This window comes from Bacillus sp. YH3-2-B2 (assembly GCF_053663335.1).
The window spans coordinates 752,135-777,502 of the sequence record NZ_JBSJQE010000001.1 but is presented as its reverse complement, the minus strand read 5'-3'; the positions used below and the strand labels follow the sequence as shown (position 1 = coordinate 777,502).

At 46.1% G+C, this 25,368-nt stretch carries 27 protein-coding genes; all 27 read right to left on the bottom strand.

All coding sequences use genetic code 11. The annotated features are described in order from the left end of the window. Nucleotides 1-92: 92 nt before the first annotated feature. Nucleotides 93-1,787 (bottom strand): proline--tRNA ligase, encoded by a 1,695-nt coding sequence (proS, locus tag ACWJJX_RS03920; protein ID WP_003154202.1) that lies wholly within the window; start codon nt 1,785-1,787, stop codon nt 93-95. A 31-nt stretch (nt 1,788-1,818) separates the two neighbouring features. Continuing rightward, nucleotides 1,819-3,087, bottom strand: a complete 1,269-nt coding sequence (gene rseP, locus ACWJJX_RS03915; RefSeq protein WP_007611459.1) for an RIP metalloprotease RseP — start codon at nt 3,085-3,087, stop codon at nt 1,819-1,821. Nucleotides 3,088-3,093: 6 nt separating this feature from the next. After that, nucleotides 3,094-4,245: a 1-deoxy-D-xylulose-5-phosphate reductoisomerase gene (gene dxr / locus ACWJJX_RS03910; RefSeq protein WP_172614694.1), complete on the bottom strand. Its 1,152-nt coding sequence runs from the start codon at nt 4,243-4,245 to the stop codon at nt 3,094-3,096. Between the two features lie 55 nt (nt 4,246-4,300). Beyond that, on the bottom strand, nt 4,301-5,098 hold the full coding sequence (locus ACWJJX_RS03905; RefSeq protein ID WP_007409796.1) for a phosphatidate cytidylyltransferase: 798 nt from the start codon (nt 5,096-5,098) through the stop codon (nt 4,301-4,303). 3 nt (nt 5,099-5,101) lie between these two features. Beyond that, the gene (locus tag ACWJJX_RS03900; RefSeq protein WP_003154211.1) at nt 5,102-5,884 is read right to left on the bottom strand and encodes an isoprenyl transferase; all 783 of its coding nucleotides are present in this window, start codon (nt 5,882-5,884) and stop codon (nt 5,102-5,104) included. Between the two features lie 125 nt (nt 5,885-6,009). Next, nucleotides 6,010-6,567 (bottom strand): ribosome recycling factor, encoded by a 558-nt coding sequence (gene frr / locus ACWJJX_RS03895; protein WP_003154212.1) that lies wholly within the window; start codon nt 6,565-6,567, stop codon nt 6,010-6,012. 2 nt (nt 6,568-6,569) lie between these two features. Next, nucleotides 6,570-7,292 (bottom strand): UMP kinase, encoded by a 723-nt coding sequence (gene pyrH, locus ACWJJX_RS03890; protein WP_003154213.1) that lies wholly within the window; start codon nt 7,290-7,292, stop codon nt 6,570-6,572. Nucleotides 7,293-7,437: 145 nt separating this feature from the next. Further along, a complete protein-coding gene (gene tsf, locus ACWJJX_RS03885; protein ID WP_003154214.1) occupies nt 7,438-8,319 on the bottom strand; it encodes a translation elongation factor Ts in 882 nt (293 codons plus the stop codon). A 99-nt stretch (nt 8,320-8,418) separates the two neighbouring features. Further along, nucleotides 8,419-9,159, bottom strand: coding sequence for a 30S ribosomal protein S2 (gene rpsB, locus ACWJJX_RS03880; RefSeq protein ID WP_003154215.1), 741 nt, complete (start codon nt 9,157-9,159; stop codon nt 8,419-8,421). Between the two features lie 143 nt (nt 9,160-9,302). Continuing rightward, nucleotides 9,303-9,776: a DUF6115 domain-containing protein gene (locus ACWJJX_RS03875; RefSeq protein ID WP_070081826.1), complete on the bottom strand. Its 474-nt coding sequence runs from the start codon at nt 9,774-9,776 to the stop codon at nt 9,303-9,305. Between the two features lie 27 nt (nt 9,777-9,803). Next, a complete protein-coding gene (sigD, locus tag ACWJJX_RS03870) occupies nt 9,804-10,568 on the bottom strand; it encodes an RNA polymerase sigma-28 factor SigD (RefSeq protein ID WP_003154217.1) in 765 nt (254 codons plus the stop codon). A gap of 26 nt (nt 10,569-10,594) precedes the next feature. Further along, on the bottom strand, nt 10,595-11,095 hold the full coding sequence (gene cheD / locus ACWJJX_RS03865) for a chemoreceptor glutamine deamidase CheD (protein ID WP_003154219.1): 501 nt from the start codon (nt 11,093-11,095) through the stop codon (nt 10,595-10,597). Beyond that, entirely contained in the window at nt 11,092-11,721 is a 630-nt protein-coding gene (cheC, locus tag ACWJJX_RS03860) for a CheY-P phosphatase CheC (RefSeq protein WP_014417781.1), read from the bottom strand. The genes cheD and cheC overlap by 4 nt, the downstream gene beginning before the upstream one ends. 15 nt (nt 11,722-11,736) lie before the next feature. Further along, nucleotides 11,737-12,210, bottom strand: coding sequence for a chemotaxis protein CheW (gene cheW / locus ACWJJX_RS03855; protein ID WP_003154225.1), 474 nt, complete (start codon nt 12,208-12,210; stop codon nt 11,737-11,739). A gap of 22 nt (nt 12,211-12,232) precedes the next feature. Further along, entirely contained in the window at nt 12,233-14,251 is a 2,019-nt protein-coding gene (gene cheA / locus ACWJJX_RS03850) for a chemotaxis protein CheA (protein ID WP_326363311.1), read from the bottom strand. A 5-nt stretch (nt 14,252-14,256) separates the two neighbouring features. Beyond that, nucleotides 14,257-15,324, bottom strand: coding sequence for a protein-glutamate methylesterase/protein-glutamine glutaminase (locus ACWJJX_RS03845; protein ID WP_416406317.1), 1,068 nt, complete (start codon nt 15,322-15,324; stop codon nt 14,257-14,259). Then, a complete protein-coding gene (locus ACWJJX_RS03840; RefSeq protein ID WP_077722199.1) occupies nt 15,321-16,214 on the bottom strand; it encodes a MinD/ParA family protein in 894 nt (297 codons plus the stop codon). The genes ACWJJX_RS03845 and ACWJJX_RS03840 overlap by 4 nt, the downstream gene beginning before the upstream one ends. Continuing rightward, nucleotides 16,211-17,302 (bottom strand): flagellar biosynthesis protein FlhF, encoded by a 1,092-nt coding sequence (gene flhF / locus ACWJJX_RS03835; RefSeq protein WP_229154052.1) that lies wholly within the window; start codon nt 17,300-17,302, stop codon nt 16,211-16,213. Before flhF ends, ACWJJX_RS03840 begins: the two co-directional genes overlap by 4 nt. Then, on the bottom strand, nt 17,302-19,335 hold the full coding sequence (gene flhA, locus ACWJJX_RS03830) for a flagellar biosynthesis protein FlhA (protein ID WP_003154231.1): 2,034 nt from the start codon (nt 19,333-19,335) through the stop codon (nt 17,302-17,304). Before flhA ends, flhF begins: the two co-directional genes overlap by 1 nt. A 33-nt stretch (nt 19,336-19,368) precedes the next feature. Next, nucleotides 19,369-20,448 (bottom strand): flagellar biosynthesis protein FlhB, encoded by a 1,080-nt coding sequence (flhB, locus tag ACWJJX_RS03825; protein WP_003154232.1) that lies wholly within the window; start codon nt 20,446-20,448, stop codon nt 19,369-19,371. After that, a complete protein-coding gene (gene fliR / locus ACWJJX_RS03820; RefSeq protein WP_003154233.1) occupies nt 20,448-21,227 on the bottom strand; it encodes a flagellar biosynthetic protein FliR in 780 nt (259 codons plus the stop codon). Before fliR ends, flhB begins: the two co-directional genes overlap by 1 nt. Nucleotides 21,228-21,233: 6 nt before the next feature. Beyond that, on the bottom strand, nt 21,234-21,503 hold the full coding sequence (gene fliQ, locus ACWJJX_RS03815; protein ID WP_003154234.1) for a flagellar biosynthesis protein FliQ: 270 nt from the start codon (nt 21,501-21,503) through the stop codon (nt 21,234-21,236). Between the two features lie 14 nt (nt 21,504-21,517). Then, a complete protein-coding gene (gene fliP, locus ACWJJX_RS03810; protein WP_003154235.1) occupies nt 21,518-22,183 on the bottom strand; it encodes a flagellar type III secretion system pore protein FliP in 666 nt (221 codons plus the stop codon). After that, nucleotides 22,176-22,829: a flagella biosynthesis regulatory protein FliZ gene (gene fliZ, locus ACWJJX_RS03805; RefSeq protein ID WP_003154237.1), complete on the bottom strand. Its 654-nt coding sequence runs from the start codon at nt 22,827-22,829 to the stop codon at nt 22,176-22,178. Before fliZ ends, fliP begins: the two co-directional genes overlap by 8 nt. 14 nt (nt 22,830-22,843) lie before the next feature. Further along, entirely contained in the window at nt 22,844-23,206 is a 363-nt protein-coding gene (gene cheY, locus ACWJJX_RS03800) for a chemotaxis protein CheY (protein WP_003154238.1), read from the bottom strand. 26 nt (nt 23,207-23,232) lie between these two features. Beyond that, the gene (fliY, locus tag ACWJJX_RS03795) at nt 23,233-24,369 is read right to left on the bottom strand and encodes a flagellar motor switch phosphatase FliY (RefSeq protein WP_031379118.1); all 1,137 of its coding nucleotides are present in this window, start codon (nt 24,367-24,369) and stop codon (nt 23,233-23,235) included. After that, nucleotides 24,359-25,357, bottom strand: a complete 999-nt coding sequence (gene fliM, locus ACWJJX_RS03790; protein ID WP_003154240.1) for a flagellar motor switch protein FliM — start codon at nt 25,355-25,357, stop codon at nt 24,359-24,361. Before fliM ends, fliY begins: the two co-directional genes overlap by 11 nt. Between the last annotated feature and the right edge of the window lie 11 nt (nt 25,358-25,368).

The following is a 25,368-nucleotide window of genomic DNA, read 5'->3' as shown; positions in this document are numbered from 1 at the left end:
TAAAACATCATAAGTGAAGGTACCTCCGCAGGTGATGAGGTACCTTCTTTTTTCTCTATTTTAACATGATTTTGTACGATTCGTTATGGTGATTACTTCGTCTTAATAAATTCAGAAAGCTCATCCACTGAAACTTCGGCAGATTCACCGGTTTTGCGGATTTTCACTTCTACGATGCCTTCGTCGGCACGTTTTCCGACAGTGATGCGGATCGGAAGGCCGATCAGATCAGAATCAGCAAACTTCACGCCTGCGCGTTCAGCGCGGTCATCGTATAATACCTCATAACCTTCCGCCTGGAATTTGCCGTAAAGCTGTTCAGCAAGCTCTTTTTGCGCTTCGTTTTTCATATTCAGCGCCAAAATATGAAGATCATACGGAGCAACGCTCTTCGGCCAGATCAAGCCTTTTTCGTCGTGATGCTGTTCAGCGATGGCTGAAAGCGTTCTGGACACGCCGATTCCGTAACATCCCATCAGCATCGGCTGCGCACGCCCGTTTTCATCAAGGTATGTCGCATTCATCGCTTCAGAGTAACGCGTGCCGAGTTTAAAGACTTGTCCGACCTCAATCCCTTCAGCGAAACGGATCGTGCCTTTTCCGTCAGGTGACGGATCGCCTTCCTGAATGATTCGAAGATCGGCGTATGCTTTTACAGACGCGTCACGTTCGATGTTTACGTTTCGGTAATGACGGTCTTTTTCATTCGCGCCGCAAACGGCGTTTACCATTACTTTCACGGCTTGGTCGGCATAAATCTCAATGTCGCCGGCAGCGCCGATCGGCCCCGCAAATCCCGGCTCCGTGCCAAGTTTCTCCGCTACTTCTTCATGAGACGCAAGTTCAACCACTTCCGCGTTCAGAAGGTTTTTCACTTTCACGTCATTGACCTCATGATCGCCTCTTACTAACACGAGAACAAATCGGTCATCCGCTTTAAACAGCATTGATTTGATGCAGGCGCTCGGCTCGATCTGCAAGAACGAAGCGAGCTCTTCAATGCTTTTGACATTCGGCGTATCAATTTTCTCCAATGCCTCGGGTGTTTCATCTGACGGCTCGCTGTTCATGACAACTTCCGCCATTTCCGTATTGGCTGCGTAAGAGGATCCATCGGAATAAGCGATGGTATCTTCCCCTATTTCAGAAAGAGCCATAAATTCATGCGTGTCTTTTCCGCCCATCGCGCCCGAGTCGGCAATAACGGGACGGACGTTTAATTCACAGCGTGCGAAAATGCTGCTGTATGCGCCGTACATGTTTTGGTATGTTTCCTCCAGACTTTCTTCAGAAGCATGGAAAGAATACGCATCTTTCATGATGAATTCGCGTCCGCGCAATAACCCGAAACGCGGGCGTTTTTCATCTCTGAATTTAGACTGGATCTGGTAAAGAGTGAGCGGCAGACGCTTATAAGATTTCACCTCATCGCGCACGAGAGAAGTAATGACTTCTTCATGTGTCGCTCCTAAAGCAAATTCACGGCCGTGGCGGTCTTTCAGACGCATTAATTCAGGCCCGTACGTATACCATCTGCCTGATTCCTGCCATGTTTCAGCCTGCTGAAGGGCCGGCATCAGCATTTCCACCGCGTTGATTTTTTCCATTTCTTCACGCACGATCTTCTGAATGTTTTGAATGACCCTGTAAGCCAGGGGCATGTAGCTGTAAACCCCGCTCGTATTTTGTCTGATAAATCCCGCTCTCAGCAGAAGCTTATGGCTTTTTGCTTCAGCATCAGCCGGCACTTCTCTCAGGGTCGGAATAAGCGTCAAACTTTGTCTCATGTCTTCGCACCTCTGATTTTTTACTAGTCAATTATAAGAATAAGCGCTGGATATCGTTCCATGTGACAACCAGCATAAGAAGCATTAAGAAAGCTACGCCGATAAATACGACAAATGCTTCCTTGTCACGGTTTATCGGCTTGCCGCGGATTGCTTCAATGAATAAAAACAGCAGCCGTCCGCCGTCAAGCGCCGGTATCGGCAGCAGGTTGACGATTCCCAGGTTGATGCTTAAAAACGCCGCAAACTGGAATAAGTTGATAATACCGGTTTTTGCAACTTGATCGGTCATATCATAAATGCCGACAGGGCCCGAAAGCATATCAAGCTTAAACTGGCCTGTCACAAGTTTGCTCAGATTGGTCAGGATCGCTTTTGTGACATCAACGGTAGATGTCGCGCCGTAAGCAATCGCTGCAAGCGCGCCTTTTTCAGTCGGCGCATAAGAGCCGAAGCGGCCGATTGTTTTTTTATTTTCATCTTTTACAGCTTCAGGTGTAACCGAGATATGAAACGATTTGCCGTCCCGTTTGACGGCGACATCGATTTTTTTCCCGGGATTTTCTTTTACCGCTGTCACGATGTCGGTCCATGACCTCATTTTTTCACCGTTAATGCTCTGGATATAGTCGCCTTCTTTTAAACCGGCAGCAGCTGCGCGTCCATTGTCTGTCAGCTTCCCGAGCTCAGGCTGATTCGAAGGCACGCCTTGAATAAATCCGAGCATGACGAGAATGACATACGCTAAGATGAAGTTCATTATCGGACCGGCAGCAATCGCCTTAATCCGCTTCCATACGGGTTTAGACCCGAATTGTCGATTGTAAGGCGCAATCTGCACTTCTTCTCCGTCTACGATAAAAAAAGAGGTCTGACTGACAGTAAAGCCCGCCAGTTCATCTTCTTTCCCCTGCTCGTACCCGGTAATCTTCATTTCGTGCTCAAGATCAGCCGTCTCCACCTCGATAATTAAAGCGTCGGGATATTTTTCCTTTTGATTAATGATGACTTTTTCCACTTCGTCATCTTTATTAAAAAGAAGCCCGACGGTATAACCGGGTTTGACTTCAATCATCTCCGGATCTTCACCGGCCATGCGGACGAACCCTCCGACCGGAAGGAGCCTGATCGTATACACGGTTTCATTCTTTTTAAATGAAAAGATTTTAGGGCCGAAGCCGATCGCAAATTCACGGCAAAGGATTCCCGCTCTTTGGGCGAGCAATAAATGCCCGAGCTCATGGAAAAAAACGAGCGTTCCGAAAATAATAATAAACGCGATAACTGTATTCACGAACATACCACCTTATGTGAGTATTGAATTAACGTATCCCCGGGTGTCTTTGTCCACTTCTTGGATATCCGCAAGACTCGGATCCTGAATTACGCTGTGGCGGTCCAATGCTTTTTCAATCAGGTCCTCAATCGATAAGAATGAAATCCGTCCGGCAAGAAAAGCGGCAACGGCTTCTTCGTTGGCCGCATTTAAAACCGTCGGCATCGTTCCCCCTATTTTACCTGATTCAAAGGCAAATTGTAAGCAGCGGAACCTTTCAAAGTCAGCTTTCGCAAAATGAAGGCTTCCGATCTCCCATAATTCAAGCCTTTTTGCTTCAGGCAGAGGCAGCCGGTCCGGATATGTCAGCGCGTATTGAATCGGCACCCTCATGTCCGGATTTCCGAGCTGGGCGATGACGCTTCTGTCGTGAAATTCAACCATCGAATGAATGATGCTCTCTTTATGTAATACAACGTCAATCTGTTCATACGGAATATCAAACAGCCAATGCGCTTCAATGACTTCAAGCCCTTTATTCATCATTGTAGCCGAGTCAATCGTAATCTTTGCACCCATCGACCAGTTCGGGTGATTAAGGGCGTCGGCAATCGTTACAGACTCAAGCTCCTGCCGCGTTTTATCTCTGAAACTGCCGCCGGATGCCGTAATGATCAGGCGCTCGATATTTTTGCTCTGTTCGCCTTGCAGCGCCTGAAAAATAGCGGAATGTTCGCTGTCGACCGGAAGAAGAGAAACACCGTATCGTTTTGCGTGTCCTTTCACTATATGCCCGGCAGTGACGAGAGTTTCCTTATTTGCAAGCGCAATTGTTTTTTTCTGTTCAATCGCTTTCAAAGTCGGGATTAAACCGACGCTTCCAAGCAGCGCATTGACCACGATATCCACTTCGTCCATGACTGCCGCTTCAATCAGGCCTTCTTCTCCGATGCCGATTTGACATTCATGAGAAAAAGACGCTTCTTTCACTTTTTGATATGTATCCATGTCGCCGACTGCTACATATTTCGGCTGAAACGTTCTGATCAACGGGATCGCTTTCTCGGCGTTTTTACCGAAAGTCATCGAGACGAGACGGAACTGATCTTGATGCATGCGCAATACGTCTAACGTCTGCTCCCCGATTGATCCTGTTGCTCCTAAAAGACAAATATTCTTCAAAATGCCACTCCCATTCTATGCGTCCAGATCGGTCTTATTTTCATATTAGCCTTTCTCATGAAAAAAGCGCAAGCAGAAAGTATAAGAACGGCATGACAAACAAAAAGCTGTCAAATCGGTCTAAAATGCCGCCGTGCCCGGGAAGGATTTTCCCCGAATCTTTCACATCATAGTGCCGCTTAAGCGCTGATTCAACCAAATCCCCGATCTGTCCGAACACAGACAGAACAAGCGTGATGACCAAAAGAACCGGGTATGAAATCGGAAGGTGCGCAAACAGCTGAAAAACAGCCGTAAAAATAAGGGCGATGACAATACCGCCGAGAAACCCTTCCACCGTTTTGTTGGGACTGATTTCGGGCCACAGCTTCCGCTTCCCGAGCGACTTTCCGACGAAATATGCGCCTGAGTCCGTTGACCATATGACAACGCAGGCATAAAAGATATACAAAAGCCCGTTTGTTTCAATGTTTCTGATTTCAATAAAATAATGAAAACACAGTCCGATATATACCGTCGCGAGAACGATAAACCCGACTTCATCAAACGTAAAGGTGTTTTTCACGAGCACCGTATAGCTGAGCAGAATCAATACGGCGAAAATCGTTACTTCCATTTTCGCATCGAAAAAATGATATTTGTCCGGCATCATATACAGCCATAACAACAAGAGGCTGATCAGACCCGGAAAAGAAAAAAATCTGAGCTTTTTCATCCGCAAAAGCTCAAAAAGCGCTATACTTCCCATCACGTAAACAAATACGGTGAACGGCAATCCTCCGAAAATAACCAAAAATAAAAATAGTGCCGCTGCCAGAACACCTGTTAACAATCTTTGTTTCATTTCCACCATCCTCTAAATTCCGCCAAACCTCCGGCCCCGCTGCTGAAATTCTCCCACTGCCTGCAGAAAGTGATCTTCTTTAAAATCGGGCCACAGGACATCTGTAAAAACAAATTCACTGTAAGCCACCTGCCAAAGCATAAAGTTGCTCAGTCTGATTTCTCCGCTCGTTCTGATGAGCAGCTCCGGGTCCTGGATTGATTCTGTCATTAAATGCCCGGAAAAGAGCGCTTCATCAATGTCTTCGATATTCAGCGTGCCGCTTTTCACCTGTTCGGCCAATGCTTTTGCCGCATTGACGATTTCCGTGCGTCCGCCGTAGTTCAAAGCGAAATTGAGAATCAGCCCGTCATTTTGTTCTGTATCTTTTACGGCCTTCTCAATCGCCCTGTACGTATGAGAAGGGAGCGCGGATTCATCTCCGATAATTTTCACCTGTACATTTTCCTCTATCAATTCAGGAAGATACGTATTCAGGAACTCTTCCGGAAGCTTCATCAAAAAGTCGACTTCCATCTTCGGGCGCTTCCAATTCTCAGTTGAAAACGCATAAAGAGTCAGAACTTTAACGCCGAGCTGATTTGCGAGCTTTGTCACCCTTTTTACCACTTTCATACCTTCATGATGTCCGGCAATCCGCGGGAGTGAGCGCTTCTTCGCCCAGCGTCCGTTTCCGTCCATAATAATGGCAATGTGTGCGGGAATTTCACCCTTCAGTATGTCTTCTTTTGTATACCGTTCTAAGTTGGAAGCCGCATTCTGCTGATTCTTCCAATTTTTGAGTATGTTGAGCATGAGATTCCTCCGTCACCCAAAAAGGTTGCGTTGCTGATGATCAATGTAATCAACAGTATTAACAAAAAAACCCCCTGTAAACATGAGAGGGTCTTTTCACATTATCTATTGTACATAGTTTTTCATTAAACTTCCATGATTTCTTTTTCTTTGTCCTTCGTGACACTGTCAATTTTTGACACATATTCATCTGTCAGCTTTTGAACGTCTTCACTGGAAGCACGAAGCTCGTCTTCTGTAATGTCTCCGTTTTTCTCAAGTTTTTTGAGGTCGTCGTTGCTGTCACGGCGGACATTACGGACTGCTACTTTCGCTTCTTCCGCGTATTTTTTCACGACTTTGACAAGTTCTTTACGTCTTTCTTCCGTCAGAGCCGGGATCGCGATGCGGATAATTGTTCCGTCACTTGTCGGAGTTACGCCAAGATCAGCTTTCAGGATCGCTTTTTCAATATCGCCGATTGCCGTTTTGTCATACGGTGTGACAACAAGCATACGCGCTTCAGGCACATTGATGGAAGACAGCTGGTTTAAAGGTGTTTGGGCACCGTAGTATTCTACTGTCACTTTATCCAATAGAGATGGGTTGGCACGTCCCGCGCGGACTGACGCCAATTCACGTGAATAAGCGGCAACCGCTTTTTCCATGCGTTCTTTTGTTTGTGTTAATACTTCGTTTGACAACGTTATTTCCCCCTTACGATCGTTCCGATTGATTCGCCGATTACGGCACGCTTAATATTTCCTTCTTCCATAATAGAAAAGACGATCAGCGGAATATCATTATCCATACATAGTGAAGAAGCCGTAGAATCCATGACTTCCAGCCCGTCTTTTAACACATCGAGATAAGATAATTTTTCGTATTTAACGGCTGACTCATCTTTTCTCGGATCGGCATTATACACACCGTCGACATTATTTTTCGCCATTAAAATCACATCCGCTTCGATTTCAGCGGCACGCAGCGCTGCGGTTGTGTCCGTAGAGAAATAAGGGTTTCCTGTTCCCGCGGCAAAAATCACAACGCGTTTTTTCTCCAGGTGGCGGATGGCTTTTCTTCTGATGTAAGGCTCAGCGACCTGACGCATTTCAATTGATGTCTGCACTCTGGACTGAATTCCGAGCGTTTCCAGGCTGTCCTGCAGGGCAAGTGAGTTCATGACAGTAGCAAGCATGCCCATATAATCGGCCGTCGCACGATCCATTCCTAAGTCACTGCCTGTTTTTCCGCGCCATAAGTTGCCGCCGCCTACAACTACGGCCACTTCGACGTCAAGCTCAGCGATTTCTTTTACCTGTTTAGCGATGGATTGGATAACAGTCGGATTAATGCCGTTTCCCTGCTCTCCTGCCAATGCTTCTCCGCTAAGCTTTAAAACGATACGATTGTATTTTGGTTTTTCCATAATAACCTCCAAGTGTAAACATTGCCGTTTCCTATTATGCAAGAGAAAAAAAGGTTTGTAAATATAGTTTTAAAAATAGGGAACACAAGTAGTGTCCCCTATACTGCCTGAAAAGCCGCGAAAGATTCGCCAAGGCTTTCCGCCATTATTTTTTCACTTGGTTCATAACTTCTTCAGCAAAGTTTTCTTGGCGTTTTTCAATACCTTCTCCAACTTCGTAGCGGACGTAAGTTTTAACAGATGCGTTTTTCGCAGCCACAACTTGTTTCACTTTTTCGTCTGGGTTTTTAACGAAAGCTTGGTCTAATAAGCAAATTTCTTCGAAGAATTTGTTCAGACGGCCTTCAACCATTTTAGCTACGATGTTTTCCGGTTTGCCTTCTTGAAGAGCTTGCTGAGTCAGGATCTGACGCTCATGGTTTGCTTCTTCTTCAGACACTTGGTCGCGGGAAATATAACGAGGATTTACCGCTGCAACATGCATCGCGATGTCTTTTGCAAGATCTTCGTCAGTTGTTCCGCTAAGAACGGATAATACGCCGATGCGGCCTCCCATGTGAAGGTAAGCACCGAACGCTTCGCTGTCTTCTTTTGTAAGAACAGCAAAACGGCGAAGAGTGATTTTCTCTCCGATTTTAGCAACGTTGCTTGTGATGTATTCTTCAACAGTAGAACCGTTTTCCATCTTTTGACCCATCGCTTCTTCAAGATCAGCAGGAGCGTTTGCAAGAAGGTGATCAGCAAGCGTGTTCAGAAGCTCTTTGAAGCCTTCGTTTTTCGCAACGAAATCAGTTTCAGAGTTTACTTCTAAGATAACGCCTTTGTTGCCGTCAGTTTTAATAAGAGTAGAACCTTCAGCAGCGATACGGTCAGCTTTTTTAGCCGCTTTCGCAATTCCTTTTTCTCTCAGAAGGTCGATTGCTTTGTCCATATCTCCGTCAGTTTCAGTCAATGCTTTTTTACAGTCCATCATACCAGCGCCTGTTTTTTGACGCAGTTCTTTTACCTGCTGTGCAGTAATAGCCATTTGAATTCCTCCTTATATGTGTAAACAAGATATGTATAGATACATTTTTCTTGAAAAAAGGTGATAAAAGGCAGTCCCTCTTATCACCTTTTGATTAGGTTACGCAGTTGTCGTTTCTGTTTCAGGTGCAGTCTCTTCAGCAGCTTCCGCTTCTTCTTCGCCTTGCTTCGCTTCAAGAATAGCATCTGCCATTTTAGAAGTAAGAAGTTTGACAGCGCGGATTGCGTCATCGTTTGCAGGGATTACGACATCAATTTCATCAGGATCACAGTTTGTATCTACGATTCCGATGATAGGAATGTTCAATTTGCGAGCTTCCGCAACAGCGATGCGCTCTTTGCGAGGATCGATGATGAATAATGCATCAGGAAGATCCTTCATGTCTTTAATTCCGCCGAGGAATTTTTCAAGACGCTCTAATTCTTTTTTCAATTGAACAACTTCTTTTTTCGGAAGTACTTCAAATGTACCGTTTTCTTGCATTTTCTCGATGTCTTTCAGACGCTTAATGCGTTTTTGGATTGTTTCGAAGTTTGTCAGTGTACCGCCCAACCAGCGTTGGTTGACATAGTACATGCCAGAGCGTACAGCTTCTTCTTTAACAGAATCCTGAGCTTGTTTTTTTGTGCCGACGAAAAGGATTTTTCCGCCTTCAGCAGCAAGGTTTTTCGTGAAGTTGTAAGCTTCCTCTACTTTTTTCACTGTTTTTTGAAGGTCAATGATGTAGATTCCGTTACGCTCCGTGAAAATGTAACGCTTCATTTTTGGGTTCCAGCGGCGTGTTTGGTGGCCGAAGTGAACACCAGCTTCAAGCAATTGTTTCATAGAAATAACTGACATGTGATTTCCTCCTAATAAAATGGTTTTTTTCCTCCGCTTAGGTCATTTTTGTGCAGAACTGCCGTTTGCAGCACCCTCTGCATAAATCGTTAAGCGTGTGTATTTAACACCAAGACATAATATAACACAGCTTTATGCGACAATCAAGAATCCTTTACAGCTTTGCCGCGAAATTTTAAAAACAGCTCGATTTCTGTCTTTCCGCTCTGCACCCGTTTGGCGATTTCCGCGGGGGTGAGCCCTTGTTCATATAATTCTGAAACACGTTCTTCAAACGAATGCGCGCCGCTGTTTTCATCACTTTCAGCCCGTTCCGTTGCACTGATGAGCTTTTCCATGTGGTCCGGAATATCAGGCTCTTTTTTCGGTTCCGGCCGGGATTCGGCGTCTTCTGCGTCAGGCGCTTGATCATTCCGGCTTTTTGCGTCTTCGAGTCTTTCATTTTCTTCTTTCAGCTCAAGCAGAAACGCTGCAAGAGTGTTTTCCGTCTCTTCAAGAATCTTCTTCTGCTGGCGCTCCGTCTCCTTGAGGGCTGAAAACCTCGTGTACAGAATAATGACGGCATAAAGCAGTACGCCGTGAAGCACAAAGCTTAAAAGCCATAATAGTGTTGACATGTTTTTCACTCGCTAACCATGAGTTCATTATTGAATTACTTTTTCAAGCAGGTGCTTTAATTTAAACAGCGCCTTTGAATGAATCTGTGAAATCCGCGACGTCGAAAGGTTCAGGACTTGTCCGATTTCGGTCAAAGTCAGTTCTTCTTTATAGAATAAACTGACGACAAGCTGCTCTTTTTCAGAGAGCTCGTGAATTTTGCCCGCAAGCTGAGCGATCAGCTCGTCCTTCATGATTTTTTCTTCCGGCGGCACATTTTTGTCATCTCTGATCATCACTTGAATATTCTCACCGTCATCCTGGTCGTGAAGCTTTTCATCAATTGATAAGAGATTGGCAAAAAAACCTTCATTCATCGTTGATACTACGTCCTGCTCCGTCATCCCCAGCTCTTCTGCGATCTCTGAAGGCGTCACATTCCGAAGGTAGCGCTGTTCAAGTTTTTCGATTGCCGCTTCGACTTTTTTTGTCTTCTCCCGTGAAGTTCTGGGCAGCCAATCTTCTTTACGCAGCCCGTCGATGATTGCACCGCGAATTCTAAACGAGGCATAGGTATCAAATTTTAAATCCCGGCCGGGGTCAAATTTTTCCAGGGCATCATATAAACCAAGCATACCAAGGCTCATTAGATCGTCTTTATGCACCGATTTCGGCAGTCCGACGGAAATTCTGCCGACATGATATGTGACCAGCGGCATGTAACGGCGCATTAAATCATCACCGGCTTTAGGATCTTTCCACTCTTTCCAGCGCGACCAAAGCACCTGATCTTCATAATTCAAGGATTGCATTGTTATCCCCCTACCTCATACCTTTATTAAATCGTTGTTTCACCTTGTTTAACAGTTCGAATGTGCAGCATGCAGGACTTTGGCTCAAATTCAATCGTCCGGCCGCTTGAGCCGCCCGTATCTTCACTGATGACCGGAATGTTATACAATGAAAGCTGCTCTTTGATAGCCGCTACATTCCTCGGACCGATTTTCATCAGGTCGTTTGTCATTTTAAACTTAAACATCTCCGCTCCCCCGGCGAGTTTTGCTTTCAGGGCAAACTTGCGGCAGCCGGCTTTCAAAAGCATATCAATTGTCATCTTAACGGCGGTGTCCGCGTATTTTGCACGGTTGAGCTCCGCCGTTTTTGATAAACCGGAGTCCGGCAGCATGACGTGAACGAGTCCTGCCGTTTGTTTGTCTTTATCGTATAAAACCAGCCCCACGCATGAACCGAGTCCCGAGGTTCGGATTTTATCCGGGTAACGCGCGACTTGAACATCCGCAATCCCCACTTTAACGACTGCGGCTTCCGCACGGCTCATAAAGCCGCACCCAATGAGACGAAGAGCTTTTCAAAAGAATCATAGTCCGGGAGCATAAACATATGGGCTTTGAGCTCCTGCCGGCTGCCCTGGTCAAAAATAGAAGTATCTACGACAATGGCATGCTCTCCGACTTGGCTGAGCTCCATCAGTCCTTCACTGATAACCGCGCCGAACATATCAAGTGAGATTTCCGGCACGCTCGGGTAAATCTCAAGCTTTGTCAAATCAGCCAATGCCGTTAAATAGGAGCCTGCTAAAATATTGCCGAACTCATGTAAAGCAGAAGAACTCAAATGATCTTCACCCAACTGGTCAATATCAAAATCCGGATTTCCGATCAGCTCTCTGATAAACTGTTCCGCTTGATCAAAAGGCATGATGAGAAAGATAGAACCGGTCATGTCGCCTTCCATTCTTAAAAAGATACTGGCGACCGGCGTTTCAGCCCCGCCGAAAAAATCAGCGAGCTCATCAAATGTCAATAAAGTCGCAAACGGCACTTCCATGTCTATCTTTCTGTTCAGCAGCTGAGCCATGGCAGAAGCCGAGTGACCCGCCCCGATATTTCCGACTTCCCGCAAAATATCCATCTGCTCTTCTTTGATCGCTTCAAACTTACTCATGTTGTCTTTTCCCCTTTAAGCATTCGGCTCTCCGGACGCAGATGCCGAAGCACCTTTATCCAGCACCGCATGCGCATCGATAATATTGAGGAGCCTGTTATCTTGCTTGACGATCTGTTTAATCCACACATCCGTTTCCTTTGTCTGGCTTTCAGGCGCGGATTCAATTTCATTTTCATGCACGGTGATGACGTCATTGGCCTCATCCACGACCCATCCGACATCGGCGTCACGGTAAGAAATGATGATAATCCGTGTCTCTTCTGTGATGTCCTGTTCAGGCTGGTTCAGACGTTTTCTTAAATCAAGAACCGGGGTAATCACTCCGCGCAGATTGATAACGCCGCGGATATAAGATTCCACACCCGGGACCCTCGTCGGTTTTTGCCACTTTTCAATTGATTTCACCTGGGAAACTGAGATAGCGTATTCTTTCCCGTTTATCATAAACACAATCATTTTTTCACCTGTTTTGATTTCAGCAGTCATGCGGGCACCTCCTCGTGTCGTTTTAGTAGATCAGCGCATTGCAATCAATAATCAGCGCCACTTCTCCGTTTCCGAGAATCGTAGCGCCGGAAATCGCAAAGACGTTCGTCAAATAGTCGCCAAGTGATTTCAGTACGACTTCCTGCTGTCCGATAAAAGAGTCCACGACAAAAGCAGTGGATTTATCGCCCTTTTTCACGACGATTACATGGAACTGATCGGCATCCTGTTTTGAATCCGTAATGCCGAATTCTTTTTTCAGATAGACGATCGGAACGATTTGGCCTCTGAAATCAATCACTTCTCTGTCATGCGTCTGCAGGATATCTTTCTTATCAATAACAGCCGTCTCTATAATAGAAGAAATCGGTATCGCAAACGTCTCTTCTTCCAGTTTAATGAGAAGAACGGATATAATTGAAAGTGTCAGCGGAAGCTGGATACTGAAAAGAGAACCTTGGCCTTCCGCGGATTTGACACTGACAGAGCCGCCGAGTGATTCGAGTTTATTTTTTACGACATCCAGGCCGACGCCCCGCCCTGAAATGTCAGAAATTTGATCGGCGGTCGAGAAGCCAGGAGCAAAAATAAGCTCGTAAATCTCATTATCTTCAAGCGTTTCAGCATCACGTTCGGTGATTACACTCCGCTCGAGCGCTTTTTCAAGAATTTTCTTTCTGTTCAGGCCGGCCCCGTCATCTTCAACCTCAATAAAGACATGATTGCCGCTGTGATATGCCTTAAGCACGACATGACCCGATTCCGGTTTTCCTTTATTCACCCGCACTTCAGGCGATTCAATGCCGTGATCGATGCTGTTTCTGATTAAATGCACAAGCGGATCGCCGATTTCATCAATCACCGTGCGGTCCAGCTCCGTTTCAGCTCCGATGATGGACAATTCGATTTTCTTGTTTAATTCCTTTTGAAGCTGGCGGATCATTCTCGGGAAACGGTTAAAGACGGTTTCTACCGGCACCATCCGCATATTAAGAATAATAGACTGAAGGTCGCCCGAAATTCTGGTCAGGCGTTCAACGGTTTCAGTCAGCTCATTGTGGTCAAGCTCTTTGGCGATCTGCTCAAGACGTCCGCGGTCAATGACAAGTTCTTCAAAAAGATTCATTGAAGAATCCAGTCTTTCAATGTTGACACGAATCGTTTTCGAGCCGCTGTGATGCTTCGGCTGTTCTTCCGTTTTCGCTTGCGGCTTCGGCGTTTTTTCAGCCTTTTTAACCGGAGTTTCCTTCACCGGTTCAGCCGCTTGCGGTTTTTCGCCCGTTTTTAACGGCGCACCGGCAGAAATTTCGACTTTCTCCACTTCTGAAATGCCGCTGATGAGTTCTTTAATTTCTTCAGCAGGCTGCTTTGTCAAGAAACACACCTGAAAATCCGTTCCGAAATCTTCCGTCTCAAGTACTTCCGCGGCGGGTATCGTTTTTGCGACTTCCCCGGCTTCATTCAGCTTTTCAAATATCATGTACACGCGCACGGCTTTGAGCATGCAGCTTTCATTCAGGGAAACCGTTATTTCATAGCGGCTGAATCCTTGCTCTTCCGCCTCTTCAATAACAGTCCGTTCGAACTCATCATAATTCCATTCAGTTGAAGTCTGCTGTTTTGAAGCCGGCGGTTCTGCTGTTTCGGCTGAAGCCGCAGTCTCATGCACCGCATTTACGTCGAGCTTCGCACTTACTTCAGAAATATCACGTTTGCCGTCTCCTCCGTCAATAATGGACTGCACCATCTCTTCAAGATGATCAAGCGCTTCAAACAGCACATCCAGCCAATCCGATGTAACGGGCATTTCTCCGTTGCGGATGGCGTCCAGCACATTTTCCATCAGGTGGGTTAAATGCGCCAGATCTGTATATCCCATCGTTGCGCTCATGCCTTTCAGCGTATGGGCAGCTCTGAAGATGTCATGCACAAGCTGAAGGTCTGCCGGATCTTTTTCCAACAGCAGCAGCTTTTCGTTACATGTCTGTAAGTGCTCTTTACTTTCATCAATAAAGACATCTAAATATTGATTCATATCCAATTGATTCACACCCTCTCTTTTTTCACACATCCGGTGATGGATGCCGCGATATCTTCCACATGTTTAATCTCATGAATGAGGCCCGCCTTTATCGCTGACTTCGGCATTCCGAACACAACACAGGATTCGTCCGATTCCGCAATCGTTTTAACGCCGCCTGTTCTGAGCATTTCTTTTACGCCTTCGGTTCCGTCGCTGCCCATGCCTGTCATAATGACGGCTACCTTTTCGTAATCGGATAAGCGGCTTGCCGACCGAAACAAATAATCGGCTGACGGTTTATGCCGGCTTTCCGTATCATGAACGTCAAGAATGATGCGGAGCCTTCCGCCTTCCTCTGCAACCGTCATATTTTTTCCGCCGGGCGCGATGTACACCCATCCGTCTTTCGCTTCTTCACCGTTTTCCGCTTCTTTGACCTGAATATCTGACAAATGGTTGAGTCTGTCTGCAAGTGAAGCGGTGAAGCCTTCCGGCATGTGCTGAACGACAAATACAGGCGCCTTTAAATTCTTCGGCAGTTTCGGAATCACCTTTTGCAGGGCACGCGGTCCGCCTGTAGAGGTCGCGATGAATACGGCCTGCTTGGCGGATTTTGCTTTCGGTCTTTCAAATCCCGCCAAAGCCGGACGTTCCGGGATAGAAGGCTCTTTCACTGCCGCCTCAGGTTTTTGTGCGCGGGACAGCCCGGCTGCAATCACTCTCTCAATCAGCTGCTCTTTAATTTTATAAAGATCAAGTGAAATCGATCCGGAAGGCTTAGTGATAAAATCAAAAGCGCCCATTTCCAGGCAGTTGATCGTTCGGTCCTTCCCTTGTTGTGTCTGGCTCGATACCATGATGACGGGAAGTTTATATATGCTGATGATCTTCCGTAATGTATCCGTTCCGTTCATGACCGGCATTTCAATATCAAGCGTGACAACATCCGGTTTGAGAAGCTCTATTTTCTTCAGCGCCTCTTCCCCGTTTCTGGCTGTCCCGATGACTTCTATCTGCACTTCCGCAGCCAGAAAATCGGTAATCATCTTTCTCATAAAAGCTGAGTCATCAACGACAAGCACACGAATCACTGTAAAGTCCTCCTCAATAAAAAAGAAGATAATCTCTCAATAAATGCCGGTTTCTCTTCTCTTGGTTTGTTTTCTTCCGTTTGAAACAAGACATCCGTCAGAAGACGGACGGACCTGCTGGCTTTTGCGTGAGGACTTTTTATTAAAAAAGGCACCTGGTCAATGACGGCTTGACTTACTAGCGGATCATCGGGTATGGAGCCGGCGAAACGCACCTCCGCGCCTAAAAACGTGTGAATCGCATGAGAAAGGCGGTTGTACGTGTCCAGCGCCTGTTTTTGGGCGCGGGCGCGATTGACGGCAATGTTTACGGTCAGCCGTTCATCCGCGAGCAAAAGATGTTTGATCGCGCTGTAGGCATCCATAATGGCCGTCGGCTCAGGCGTTGTCACGGCGAGAATGTCTTCCGCCGATAAAATAAACGGCAGCTGTTCTTTTGAAAGTCCCGCTCCCATATCAAACAGAACGTAATCAAAATCGCTTAATACAGCGGAAAGACCATTCATAAAAGCCGACCACTTCTCTCTGTCTGCTTGATAGATCGCCTCAAGCCCCGTTCCTCCGGATATGTAGCGAAGGCCTTTCGGACCGGAGGAAAGTGATTGAGCTAATGCATGCCGATTCTCCATCACATCAATAATGGTGCGGGAAGAAGCAGCGCCGATCAGCACATCAATGTTGCCCATTCCGATGTCAAGATCAATGATGAGTGCTTTTTTTCCTTTTTCCTGCAGGGCAACTGCCATGTTTAATGTTAAATTAGATTTTCCGACGCCGCCTTTACCGCTGATGACGGCTAATGTCTTCGCTTTTTTCTCATAAAGCTCCGGCTTGATCATTTGCCGCTCTCTCATTTTCCTTCTTAATGACTCTGCCTGATCGGGTTTCATGCCAAAAGCATCCTTACAAACTCTTTTGGTGAAGCCGATAGGATATCTTCAGGCACATCCTGTCCATTTGTCAAATAGGCGGCGCCGATTCTTGATTCCGACAGCACTTGAAACACGGAGCCGAGTGAGGCGGTTTCATCCGTTTTCGTGAAAATGAATTGATTGACCGGCACACCGGAAAACTGTTTCAGCACCTGTTTCATATCTTCATATTTTGCAGATGCCGATAATACGAGAAAGGATTGTAATCCTGATTCAAACGGAATCATCTCTTGTAATTCCGTAATATACTGCTCTTCTTTAAAGTTTCTGCCGGCTGTATCAATGAAAACATGGTCATATTCAGCGAATTTTTCCAGTGCCTTCAGGCATTCTTCCTTTGAATAGCATACTTCAAGAGGAGCCTGAAGCAGCTCCGCATATGTCTTCAGCTGCTCGACCGCGGCAATCCGGTAAGTATCCGTCGTCATAAAGGCAATTTTTTTATGCTCTGTCAGCATTGATGAGGCCGCGAGTTTCGCAAGTGTAGTCGTTTTGCCGGCCCCGGTTGAACCGAAAAGCACGACGTATTTTGATTGAATCCCTTCCTGCCACCTGTCTGCCGAAGGGAGTTTTTTCACTAACAAATCCTGCAGTTTTGAGCTGACATTATCTTCAGTTAAATCTCCGGAAACAATTGAAGAACTGAGCAATTCACTGAGTACGGCTTTTTGCGTATGATCAGGAAGCCCGGCTTGCTTCAATAGTCTCTCGGCTTTTTTTAATGGTTCAGGGAGCACTTCTTTCAAATGCGCCAGTTCGCCGGAAATACTTTGATCCGGAAGACGCGGCGGCTGAACAGGCTCAGCTTTCTCCGCCGTTTCCGTCTTTTTCATTTCTCCAGCGGCAGCCGGCGGCGTTTTTCTCGCTTCCCTGACGTCACGATCTAAAACCGCTATCACTTCGACGGCCTGCTGCGACCGCAGCCCCAGCCATTTTCGTTTCTTTACTTGTTTGGAATGTAAAATAACGGCATCATTGCCGAGTTCCTTTTTGATTTGCTTCGCGGCATCCTGCATTGAAGCGGCTGTAAATTTTTTTATTTTCATTAAATATCCACCACTCCAATGCTCTGTACTTCAACATTTGCTTCCAGCTCATTATAAGAAAGAACCGGAAGATCAGGGAAATACCGTTCTAACAGCTGTTTTACATACATTCTGACAGCAGGCGAGCAAAGAAGAATCGCCGACTCCTGTCGGATGGAAAGCTGCTCGGCCTCTTTAGCGACAGAACGGATGATGCTGTCTGAAACCTCAGGGTCGAGTGACAGGTAATTGCCCTGTTCAGTCTGCTGAACCCCGTCTGCAATCGCTTTTTCCACCCGGCCTGAGCATGTGATGACCTTCAGCGTTTCATGCTCTCTCGCATATTGTGCCGTGATTTGTTTGGCAAGCGACTGTCTCGCGTATTCTGTCAAAAGGTCTGAATCTGTCGTTAATCTTCCGTAATCGGCAAGAGTTTCAAAAATGGTCACCAAGTTTCTGATTGAAACTTTTTCTCTCAGCAATTTGGCAAGCACCTTTTGAATATCGCCGACAGAAAGAGGGTTTGGCGTGACTTCCTCAACAAGCACAGGATAATTTTCCTTCAGATGATCGATCAGCTGCTTTGTTTCCTGTCTGCCGACCAGTTCATGAGCATGCTGCTTAATTTTTTCTGTAATATGCGTAGATACGACTGACGCCGGATCAACAACTGTATACCCCAGCATGTCCGCTTCATCTTTTGCAGCTTCGCTGATCCATTTTGCGGGAAGTCCGAACGACGGTTCAATCGTTTCAATGCCTTCAATGACGTCATCTTCAGGCGTCGGTGACATCGCTAAGTAATGATCTAGCAGGAGCTCTCCTTTAGCGACTTCATTGCCTTTAATTTTCAATCTGTATTCATTCGGCTGGAGCGCGATATTATCCCTGATGCGCACAACCGGAATGACAAGTCCCAATTCAAGCGCAAGCTGACGTCTGATCATGACGATGCGGTCAAGAAGATCACCGCCCTGCCCCGCGTCTGCAAGCGGCACGAGTCCGTATCCGAACTCAAATTCAATCGGATCAATATGTAAAAGCTGCACAACGCTTTCCGGGCTTTTCAGTTCATCCGCCTGAGCCTCTTCTTCAAGAATTTCTTCCTCTTCTTCGCTCGGCTTATCCGCTTTGGACAGCATATAAGCGCCGAATGCAAGCAGACCAGCGATCGGCCCCGTCAGCAGAATGCCGATCGGTGTAAGCAGACCGAGCAAAAGTACAGTTCCCGCGGCTACATACAAGAGCTTCGGATAAGCAAACAGCTGGCCTGTAATATCGTGACCGAGGTTTCCTTCAGAGGCCGCTCTCGTCACGACAATCCCCGTAGCCGTTGAAATGAGCAAGGCCGGCATTTGAGAAACGATACCGTCACCGACCGTCAGCATTGTAAAGTGAGACGCAGCTTCTTGTATGCTCATCCCCTGCTGCAGCATGCCGATTACGATTCCGAAAATAATATTGATCATCACGATGATGATCCCCGCGATGGCATCCCCTTTGACGAATTTGCTCGCACCGTCCATGGCGCCGTAAAAATCCGCTTCCCGGGCGACTTTTTCACGTCTGTGCTTTGCATCCTGCTCCGTAATCATGCCGGCATTTAAATCCGCGTCAATACTCATTTGCTTTCCGGGCATCGCATCGAGCGTAAATCTCGCCGCCACTTCCGATACCCGCTCGGCGCCTTTTGTAATGACGATAAACTGAATAATAATCAAGATAATGAAAACAACAAGCCCTACCAGCACATTTCCGCCGACAACGAAATTCCCGAATGTCTCAACTACCTTTCCCCCTTCTCCGTGAGAAAGAATCGAACGTGTCGTCGACACATTGAGCGCAAGCCGAAACAGCGTCAATAACAGCAGCAATGACGGGAATATCGAGAATTGCAGCGGTTCTTGCATATTCATTGTGGTGAGAAGCACGATCAACGCAAGAGAGATATTAATGATGATCAAAATACTTAACAACCATGGAGGGAATGGAATCACCAGCATTGCCACAATGAGGACAACACTTATTAAAACCGATAAATCTCTTGTTGACATGCTGTTTTTCTCTCCTTTTGAATCTGAAATTCACTATACTTTTTGTTTCGTTTTATATACATAAGCCAAAATTTCCGCAATGACTTTGAAAAACTCTTCCGGCACAGCCTGGTCAATGTCAACCTGATCATATAACGCACGCGCGAGCGGCCTGTTTTCAATCGTCATGACATCGTGTTCTTTGGCGATCTGCCTGATTTTTAATGCGAGATGGTCGACCCCTTTGGCAACAATGTAAGGGGCGTCCATTTTCTTTTCATCATATTTTAAAGCAATCGCATAATGGGTCGGGTTGGTAATGATGACATCCGCTTTCGGCACTTCCTGCATCATCCGCCTCATCGCCATTTCCCGCTGCTTCTGCTTAATTTTAGACTTGATAATCGGATCACCCTCCGATTTTTTGTATTCATCTTTTATATCCTGCTTTGACATTCTGATATTTTTCTCATAGTCAAAACGCTGATATAAGTAATCAAGCCCGGCCAGCAGCATTAGAGCCCCTGATCCCGCAAGCCCCATCCAAAGCGTGAGCTTAGAAACGAAAGTGAGCACTTCCGCAGGCGTTAAAAGCGGAAGGCGGAGAATATCGCCATAATGCAGCCAGAGCACCATAAAGGCGGCAAAACCGACCACAGTAATCTTCAAAATGGATTTGACCAGTTCAACAATCGCCCTCATGCTGTAAATCCGCTTAAATCCTTTCAGCGGGCTGAGCTTATTCAAGTCAGGCTTGAGGACTTCCGCAGAAAACAGAAAACCCACCTGCATATAATTGCTCACGACACCTGCCACAAGCGCGACCAGCATAATCGGCGCGAGGATGAGGCTGATATCTTTCACCGTATCGACGAACAGTTCATGCACGGAAGATGCTGACAGATGTAATGATATCGATTTCGTATAAAACGTTTTAATAAAGGACAGCAGCCTGTCCCGCATATAAGGACCGAGCGCGATCAGCGAAAGAAAGATAATCAGTAAAGAAACGGCTGTATTCACATCCGTACTTTTCGCGACCTGTCCTTTCTTTCTTGTATCCTTCCGTTTTTTCGGAGTGGCTTTCTCCGTTTTTTCACCGGCAAAGAATTGCAGATTCAGTCTGAGTCTCATCATGTCACACCGACCAATGCCAATAGATTCCGCATGGTTTCAACGGTAAGGCTGAAGATGTTGCGGACGACGACAAACATCACCGCCATACAAACGATCAGCATAATAAAGCTTACGGCTATTTTCAGAGGAAGCCCGACAACGAAAACATTCAGCTGCGGCACCGTTCTCGCCACAATACCGAGCGCCAAATCAACTAAAAACAGACTGGCCACAACCGGCGCAGACATTTGAAAAGCGATAATGAACATGGCATTGAAGCTTTTTGCGATAAAAAGTCCAAAGTGATCATTTCCAAACGACGGAAATGCCTGATCAAGCGGGATATACTGAAAGCTGTAATAAATCCCGTCCAATAAAAGATAATGGGCGTTTACGCTGAGCATAAATAACAGCGCAAGCGTATAAACGAATTGTCCGATCAGCGGGCTTTGCGTTCCTGATTGCGGATCAATGACATTGGCGATGGAAAAGCCCATCTGAAAATCAATAAAGGAACCCGCTATCTGAATGGCTGTCATCATCATGAAAGCAATCAGCCCGAGGCTCAAGCCCACAACGGCCTCTTTTATGACAAGCAGCATATACTGTTCCCCTATTTCTATTTCCGGCGCATGTTTCAGCGTGCTGAAGCAGATCACCGAAAGAAAAAAAGCAAAGCCGATCCGGTGAACCGCCGGCAGATTCCGATGTCCGAACACCGGCACCGTTACAAAAAAAGCAGAGATTCTGATAAAGACCAATAAAAAAGCGGGAAATAAATCAATGATGGAATTCATTTGATTCTACCCTGCAAATCGGTTCAGATGAGAGAACAGATCAGTTGTGAACGAAAGAATCGTCGACAGCATCCAAGGACCGAAAAAGATCAGTCCAAGCATCACCGCCACGATTTTCGGAATGAACGCTAGCGTCTGTTCCTGGATTTGAGTTGTCGCTTGAAAGATACTGACGAGCAAACCGACGATCAGCGCGATCGCAAGCAGCGGCCCGCTGATCATTAGTGTTACATATACGGCTTTTTCCGCCATGGAAATTACAAATTCTGAACTCACAATTAGCACCTACCCTAAAAGCTGTCAAGCAAAGATTTCACGATTAAATACCATCCATCGACCAAAACGAAAAGCAATATTTTAAAGGGCAGAGAGATCATAACCGGCGGAAGCATCATCATTCCCATTGACATTAAGACGCTCGCCACGACCATATCGATAATTAAAAACGGAATAAAAATCATAAAGCCCATTTGAAAAGCGGTTTTGAGTTCTGATATCGCATAAGCGGGGACCATCGTCGTCAAAGGAATATCCTGAATCGATTCAGGTTTTTTCATTTTGGCATAGTTCATAAACAGCGCCAGATCCTTCTGTCTTGTATGCTTGCTCATATACTCTTTAATCGGCTTCTCGGCTTTTGTATATGCTTCATCGAGACTGATTTTGTTGTCCATCAGCGGCGTTAAGGCTTCCTTATTAATCTCTGAAAAAGTCGGCGCCATAATAAAAAACGTCAAGAACAGCGCAAGGCCGATTAAAACCTGGTTCGGAGGCATGTTCTGCGTCGCCAGTGAGGTTCTCACAAAAGACAGAACGATGACGATTCTCGTAAAGCAGGTCATCAAAATCAGAATCCCCGGCGCTACTGAAAAGACAGTCAAAAGCAGCAGTAATTTAACAGTGGAGCTGACTTCGGTCGGACTGCTTGAATTAAAAAGATTAACGAATTCATTCATGATGATAAGGGCCTTTCTTCTTTCCTTCAGAACGGCTTTGTTTCAGCTCGTTCAGCTGTTCTTTCAGCGCTTTTGAAAACGACGGAAGCATCGTTTGCGGCTTTTTTTCTCCATCCTTACGCGGATTTACGAGCTTGGTCCATTCCACTTTTGAAGACATCGACTCTTCGTATTGGCTCAGAATCGCCTCGCGCTCTTTTTCATCTTCAATTTCTTTTAAAAGCTGTATCGTTTCGCCCACACCGACTACGAGAACGCTGTTTCCCACTTTAATCAGCTGCACGGAACGATTTTGGCCGACTGACGTTCCGCCGATATTTTCTACATATTGAAACGGCTTCAGCAGACGGTTTCTTCTATTCATCAGTTTGACAAATCCATAGATCAGCAGAATGACGAATAATAACGCCCCGATCATCTTTACAAAATCAAAAGCGGAGACAGAAGATGCAGAAGCATCCCCTATCTCTTGATCAGCCGTTTGTTTCGATGTATCGCTTTTTTTCTCTGTTTTGTTTGTTGATTGTTTGTCAAACCATTCGTTGACGGTGGAATTGTCAGACTCCGCCGCAAAAGCAGGGAACGGATGTACATTGAGTAAAACGAAACAACAAATCAAAGCTAGTAAACCATGACTCTTTTTCAACAGTCGTACACCCTTTAGCTTAATGTTTTATTAATGGCTTCAAGCACGCGGTCCGCTTGGAACGGTTTCACGATAAAGTCTTTTGCGCCGGCCTGAATCGCGTCAATAACCATTGACTGCTGGCCCATAGCCGAACACATGATGATTTTCGCCTGCGGATCGATCTGTTTAATTTCCTTTAGAGCTGTAATCCCGTCCATTTCAGGCATTGTAATATCCATGGTCACTAGGTCGGGGGAATGCTCTTTGAATTTTTCGACTGCCTGCGCTCCGTCTGAAGCTTCAGCTACAACGTCAAAACCGTTCTTCACTAAAATATCCTTGATCATCATTCTCATAAATGCTGCATCGTCTACAATTAAAATTCTGTGTGCCATAATCTGTTTCTCTCCTCTATGTTCGCTTATTTTAAATTGTTAAGGCGGTCTGCCTGACTTAAAATATCAGTGACTCTCACGCCGAAGTTTTCTTCTATGACAACGACCTCGCCCTTTGCCACGATCCGCTGGTTGACCAGGATGTCAACAGGTTCACCAGCCAGCTTGTCAAGCTCAATAATGCTTCCCGCAGAAAGTTCAAGGATTTCTTTGACGCTTCTCTTCGTTCTGCCGAGCTCAACCGTAACGGAAAGCGGAATATCCATCAGCATATCAAGGTTATTCCTTGATCCTTGTGCGGCTTCGTTATGATCAAACGCCTGGAATTCTACCGGAGCGACTTGAACAGGCGCAGCTTTTTTTGCGGTTCCCTGTCTCTTCGGAAGCTCGGGTTTTGCCTGCGGCTCCGGCTGCATGGCAGGTTCCGGCTGCGGCGTTTCGTATGTTTCCTGTGGTTCTGAGACGGTTTCTGCGGCCTCTGACTCTTGCTGGTCTGCAGTCATCAGTTCTGCGATCAGATCTTTCGCAAACGTAATCGGATAAAGCTGCATGATGCTCGAATCGATTAATTCACCGACCTTCAGACGGAATGACACTTTTACGAGCAGGTCATCCTCAGGTATTCTGTCGGTCCCTTTTTCTTCCGTCACATCCAGAAGTTCAACCCTTGGCGGAGAAATGTCAATCTTTTTACTGAATACGGTCGACATTGACGTAGCAGCCGAGCCCATCATTTGATTCATTGCTTCCTGCACGGCGCTCAGGTGGATTTCACCGAGTGACGGATCGGCGCCCCGGCCGTCTCCGCCGATCATCAAATCCGCGATGATGGCCGCGTCGCTTTGTTCGACGACGAGCAAATTGCTGCCGTCAAAGCCTTCTGTGTAGTTCACTTCAATGGCAACATACGGATGAGGAAATTCATCACTGATTTTGCTTTTTGAAATGACGGTCACACTCGGCGTCGTAATGTCCACTTTTTGATTTAAAAGAGTGGACAGCGCCGTAGCCGAGCTGCCGAACGAAATATTCCCGATTTCTCCGATCGCATCGCGCTCAAGTTCAGACAAGTTCGCCCCTTGAGGCTGTTCTGTATCCTCTGACTGACTGCTTGTGCCGTTAAGAAGAGCATCGATTTCATCTTGAGATAATCTATTGTTCATCTTGTTCACCTCTTATGTCGTGATCTAAAATTTGCACTGCCTGTCTTCGATTCACCCGGCCGGCCTGCCCTAAAAACTTCGGTTTGTTTCCGACCAATACAGTAAGAGGATCAGTCACTGATTTGTCCAGAGTTATACAGTCCCCGACTTCCAAACTTAAAAATTCTTCTATTGTCAGTTCAGAAGCGCCCAAGAGAGCCACAACGGGAATTTGAGCCGTCATGATGCGCTTTTCAAGCAGCTTCGTTTCTTCGGGCTTCGCTTCATTCCGGTCTGATTGCATCCAATAATGTACGGAAAGCTTAGGGATAATCGGCTCAAGTACGACATGGGGAATACAAAGATTAATGACACCGCTGATTTCACCTATCTGTGTATTGAGAGAAATGACAACGACTGTTTCATTTGGGGAAACCATCTGTACAAACTGAGGATTCACTTCAAATTCAGTCATTTCAGGGTCAATATCAGCAATTGATTGCCAAGCTTCTTTGTAGTTGCCCAGTGCATTTTCAAATAAGTTAGAAATAATATTCGTTTCAATTTCCGTAAGGCTGTCAGCTTTGTTATGAGTGATGCCGATGCCTCCCATGACGCGGTCCAGCATTGCGTATGCGATGGTGGGATTAACCTCCATCATGATTCTGCCTTCCATCGGATGAACATCGAATAAATTTAAAATCGTCATGTTCGGTATGGAACGGATAAATTCTTCATACGGCACCTGGTCAACTGAGCTGACGGATATATGAATATACGTTCTGAGCTTGGCGGAAAAGTGTGTTGTGAGAAGCCTCGCAAAGTTATCATGTATCCGGGTTAAACTGCGTATCTGATCTTTCGAGAATCTGAGAGCCCGTTTAAAATCATATACCTTTACTTTTTTCTCTTTAACTTCCTTTTTCAGCTCTTCCGCATCCGCCTCACCCGTGGAAATGGCGGAAAGCAGTGCGTCTATTTCATTTTGGGAGAGAACTTCTCCTGACATTTTCTTCACCT

What these genes read in the sequence shown, in the direction of transcription:
- ACWJJX_RS03905 (WP_007409796.1), bottom strand. Translation starts at nt 5,098, where the DNA reads ATGGTGGAAATGAAACAAAGATTGTTAACAGGTGTTCTGGCAGCGGCA.
- rseP (WP_007611459.1), bottom strand. Translation starts at nt 3,087, where the DNA reads ATGTTCGTGAATACAGTTATCGCGTTTATTATTATTTTCGGAACGCTC.
- tsf (WP_003154214.1), bottom strand. Translation starts at nt 8,319, where the DNA reads ATGGCTATTACTGCACAGCAGGTAAAAGAACTGCGTCAAAAAACAGGC.
- sigD (WP_003154217.1), bottom strand. Translation starts at nt 10,568, where the DNA reads ATGCAATCCTTGAATTATGAAGATCAGGTGCTTTGGTCGCGCTGGAAA.
- cheC (WP_014417781.1), bottom strand. Translation starts at nt 11,721, where the DNA reads ATGAGTAAGTTTGAAGCGATCAAAGAAGAGCAGATGGATATTTTGCGG.
- proS (WP_003154202.1), bottom strand. Translation starts at nt 1,787, where the DNA reads ATGAGACAAAGTTTGACGCTTATTCCGACCCTGAGAGAAGTGCCGGCT.
- ACWJJX_RS03875 (WP_070081826.1), bottom strand. Translation starts at nt 9,776, where the DNA reads ATGTCAACACTATTATGGCTTTTAAGCTTTGTGCTTCACGGCGTACTG.
- cheD (WP_003154219.1), bottom strand. Translation starts at nt 11,095, where the DNA reads ATGAGCCGTGCGGAAGCCGCAGTCGTTAAAGTGGGGATTGCGGATGTT.
- cheW (WP_003154225.1), bottom strand. Translation starts at nt 12,210, where the DNA reads ATGACTGCTGAAATCAAAACAGGTGAAAAAATGATTGTGTTTATGATA.
- flhA (WP_003154231.1), bottom strand. Translation starts at nt 19,335, where the DNA reads ATGTCAACAAGAGATTTATCGGTTTTAATAAGTGTTGTCCTCATTGTG.
- fliR (WP_003154233.1), bottom strand. Translation starts at nt 21,227, where the DNA reads ATGAATTCCATCATTGATTTATTTCCCGCTTTTTTATTGGTCTTTATC.
- ACWJJX_RS03840 (WP_077722199.1), bottom strand. Translation starts at nt 16,214, where the DNA reads ATGAAACCCGATCAGGCAGAGTCATTAAGAAGGAAAATGAGAGAGCGG.
- fliM (WP_003154240.1), bottom strand. Translation starts at nt 25,357, where the DNA reads ATGTCAGGAGAAGTTCTCTCCCAAAATGAAATAGACGCACTGCTTTCC.
- fliY (WP_031379118.1), bottom strand. Translation starts at nt 24,369, where the DNA reads ATGAACAATAGATTATCTCAAGATGAAATCGATGCTCTTCTTAACGGC.
- pyrH (WP_003154213.1), bottom strand. Translation starts at nt 7,292, where the DNA reads ATGGAAAAACCAAAATACAATCGTATCGTTTTAAAGCTTAGCGGAGAA.
- flhF (WP_229154052.1), bottom strand. Translation starts at nt 17,302, where the DNA reads ATGAAAATAAAAAAATTTACAGCCGCTTCAATGCAGGATGCCGCGAAG.
- rpsB (WP_003154215.1), bottom strand. Translation starts at nt 9,159, where the DNA reads ATGTCAGTTATTTCTATGAAACAATTGCTTGAAGCTGGTGTTCACTTC.
- cheY (WP_003154238.1), bottom strand. Translation starts at nt 23,206, where the DNA reads ATGGCACACAGAATTTTAATTGTAGACGATGCAGCATTTATGAGAATG.
- ACWJJX_RS03900 (WP_003154211.1), bottom strand. Translation starts at nt 5,884, where the DNA reads ATGCTCAACATACTCAAAAATTGGAAGAATCAGCAGAATGCGGCTTCC.
- flhB (WP_003154232.1), bottom strand. Translation starts at nt 20,448, where the DNA reads ATGAGACTCAGACTGAATCTGCAATTCTTTGCCGGTGAAAAAACGGAG.
- fliP (WP_003154235.1), bottom strand. Translation starts at nt 22,183, where the DNA reads ATGAATGAATTCGTTAATCTTTTTAATTCAAGCAGTCCGACCGAAGTC.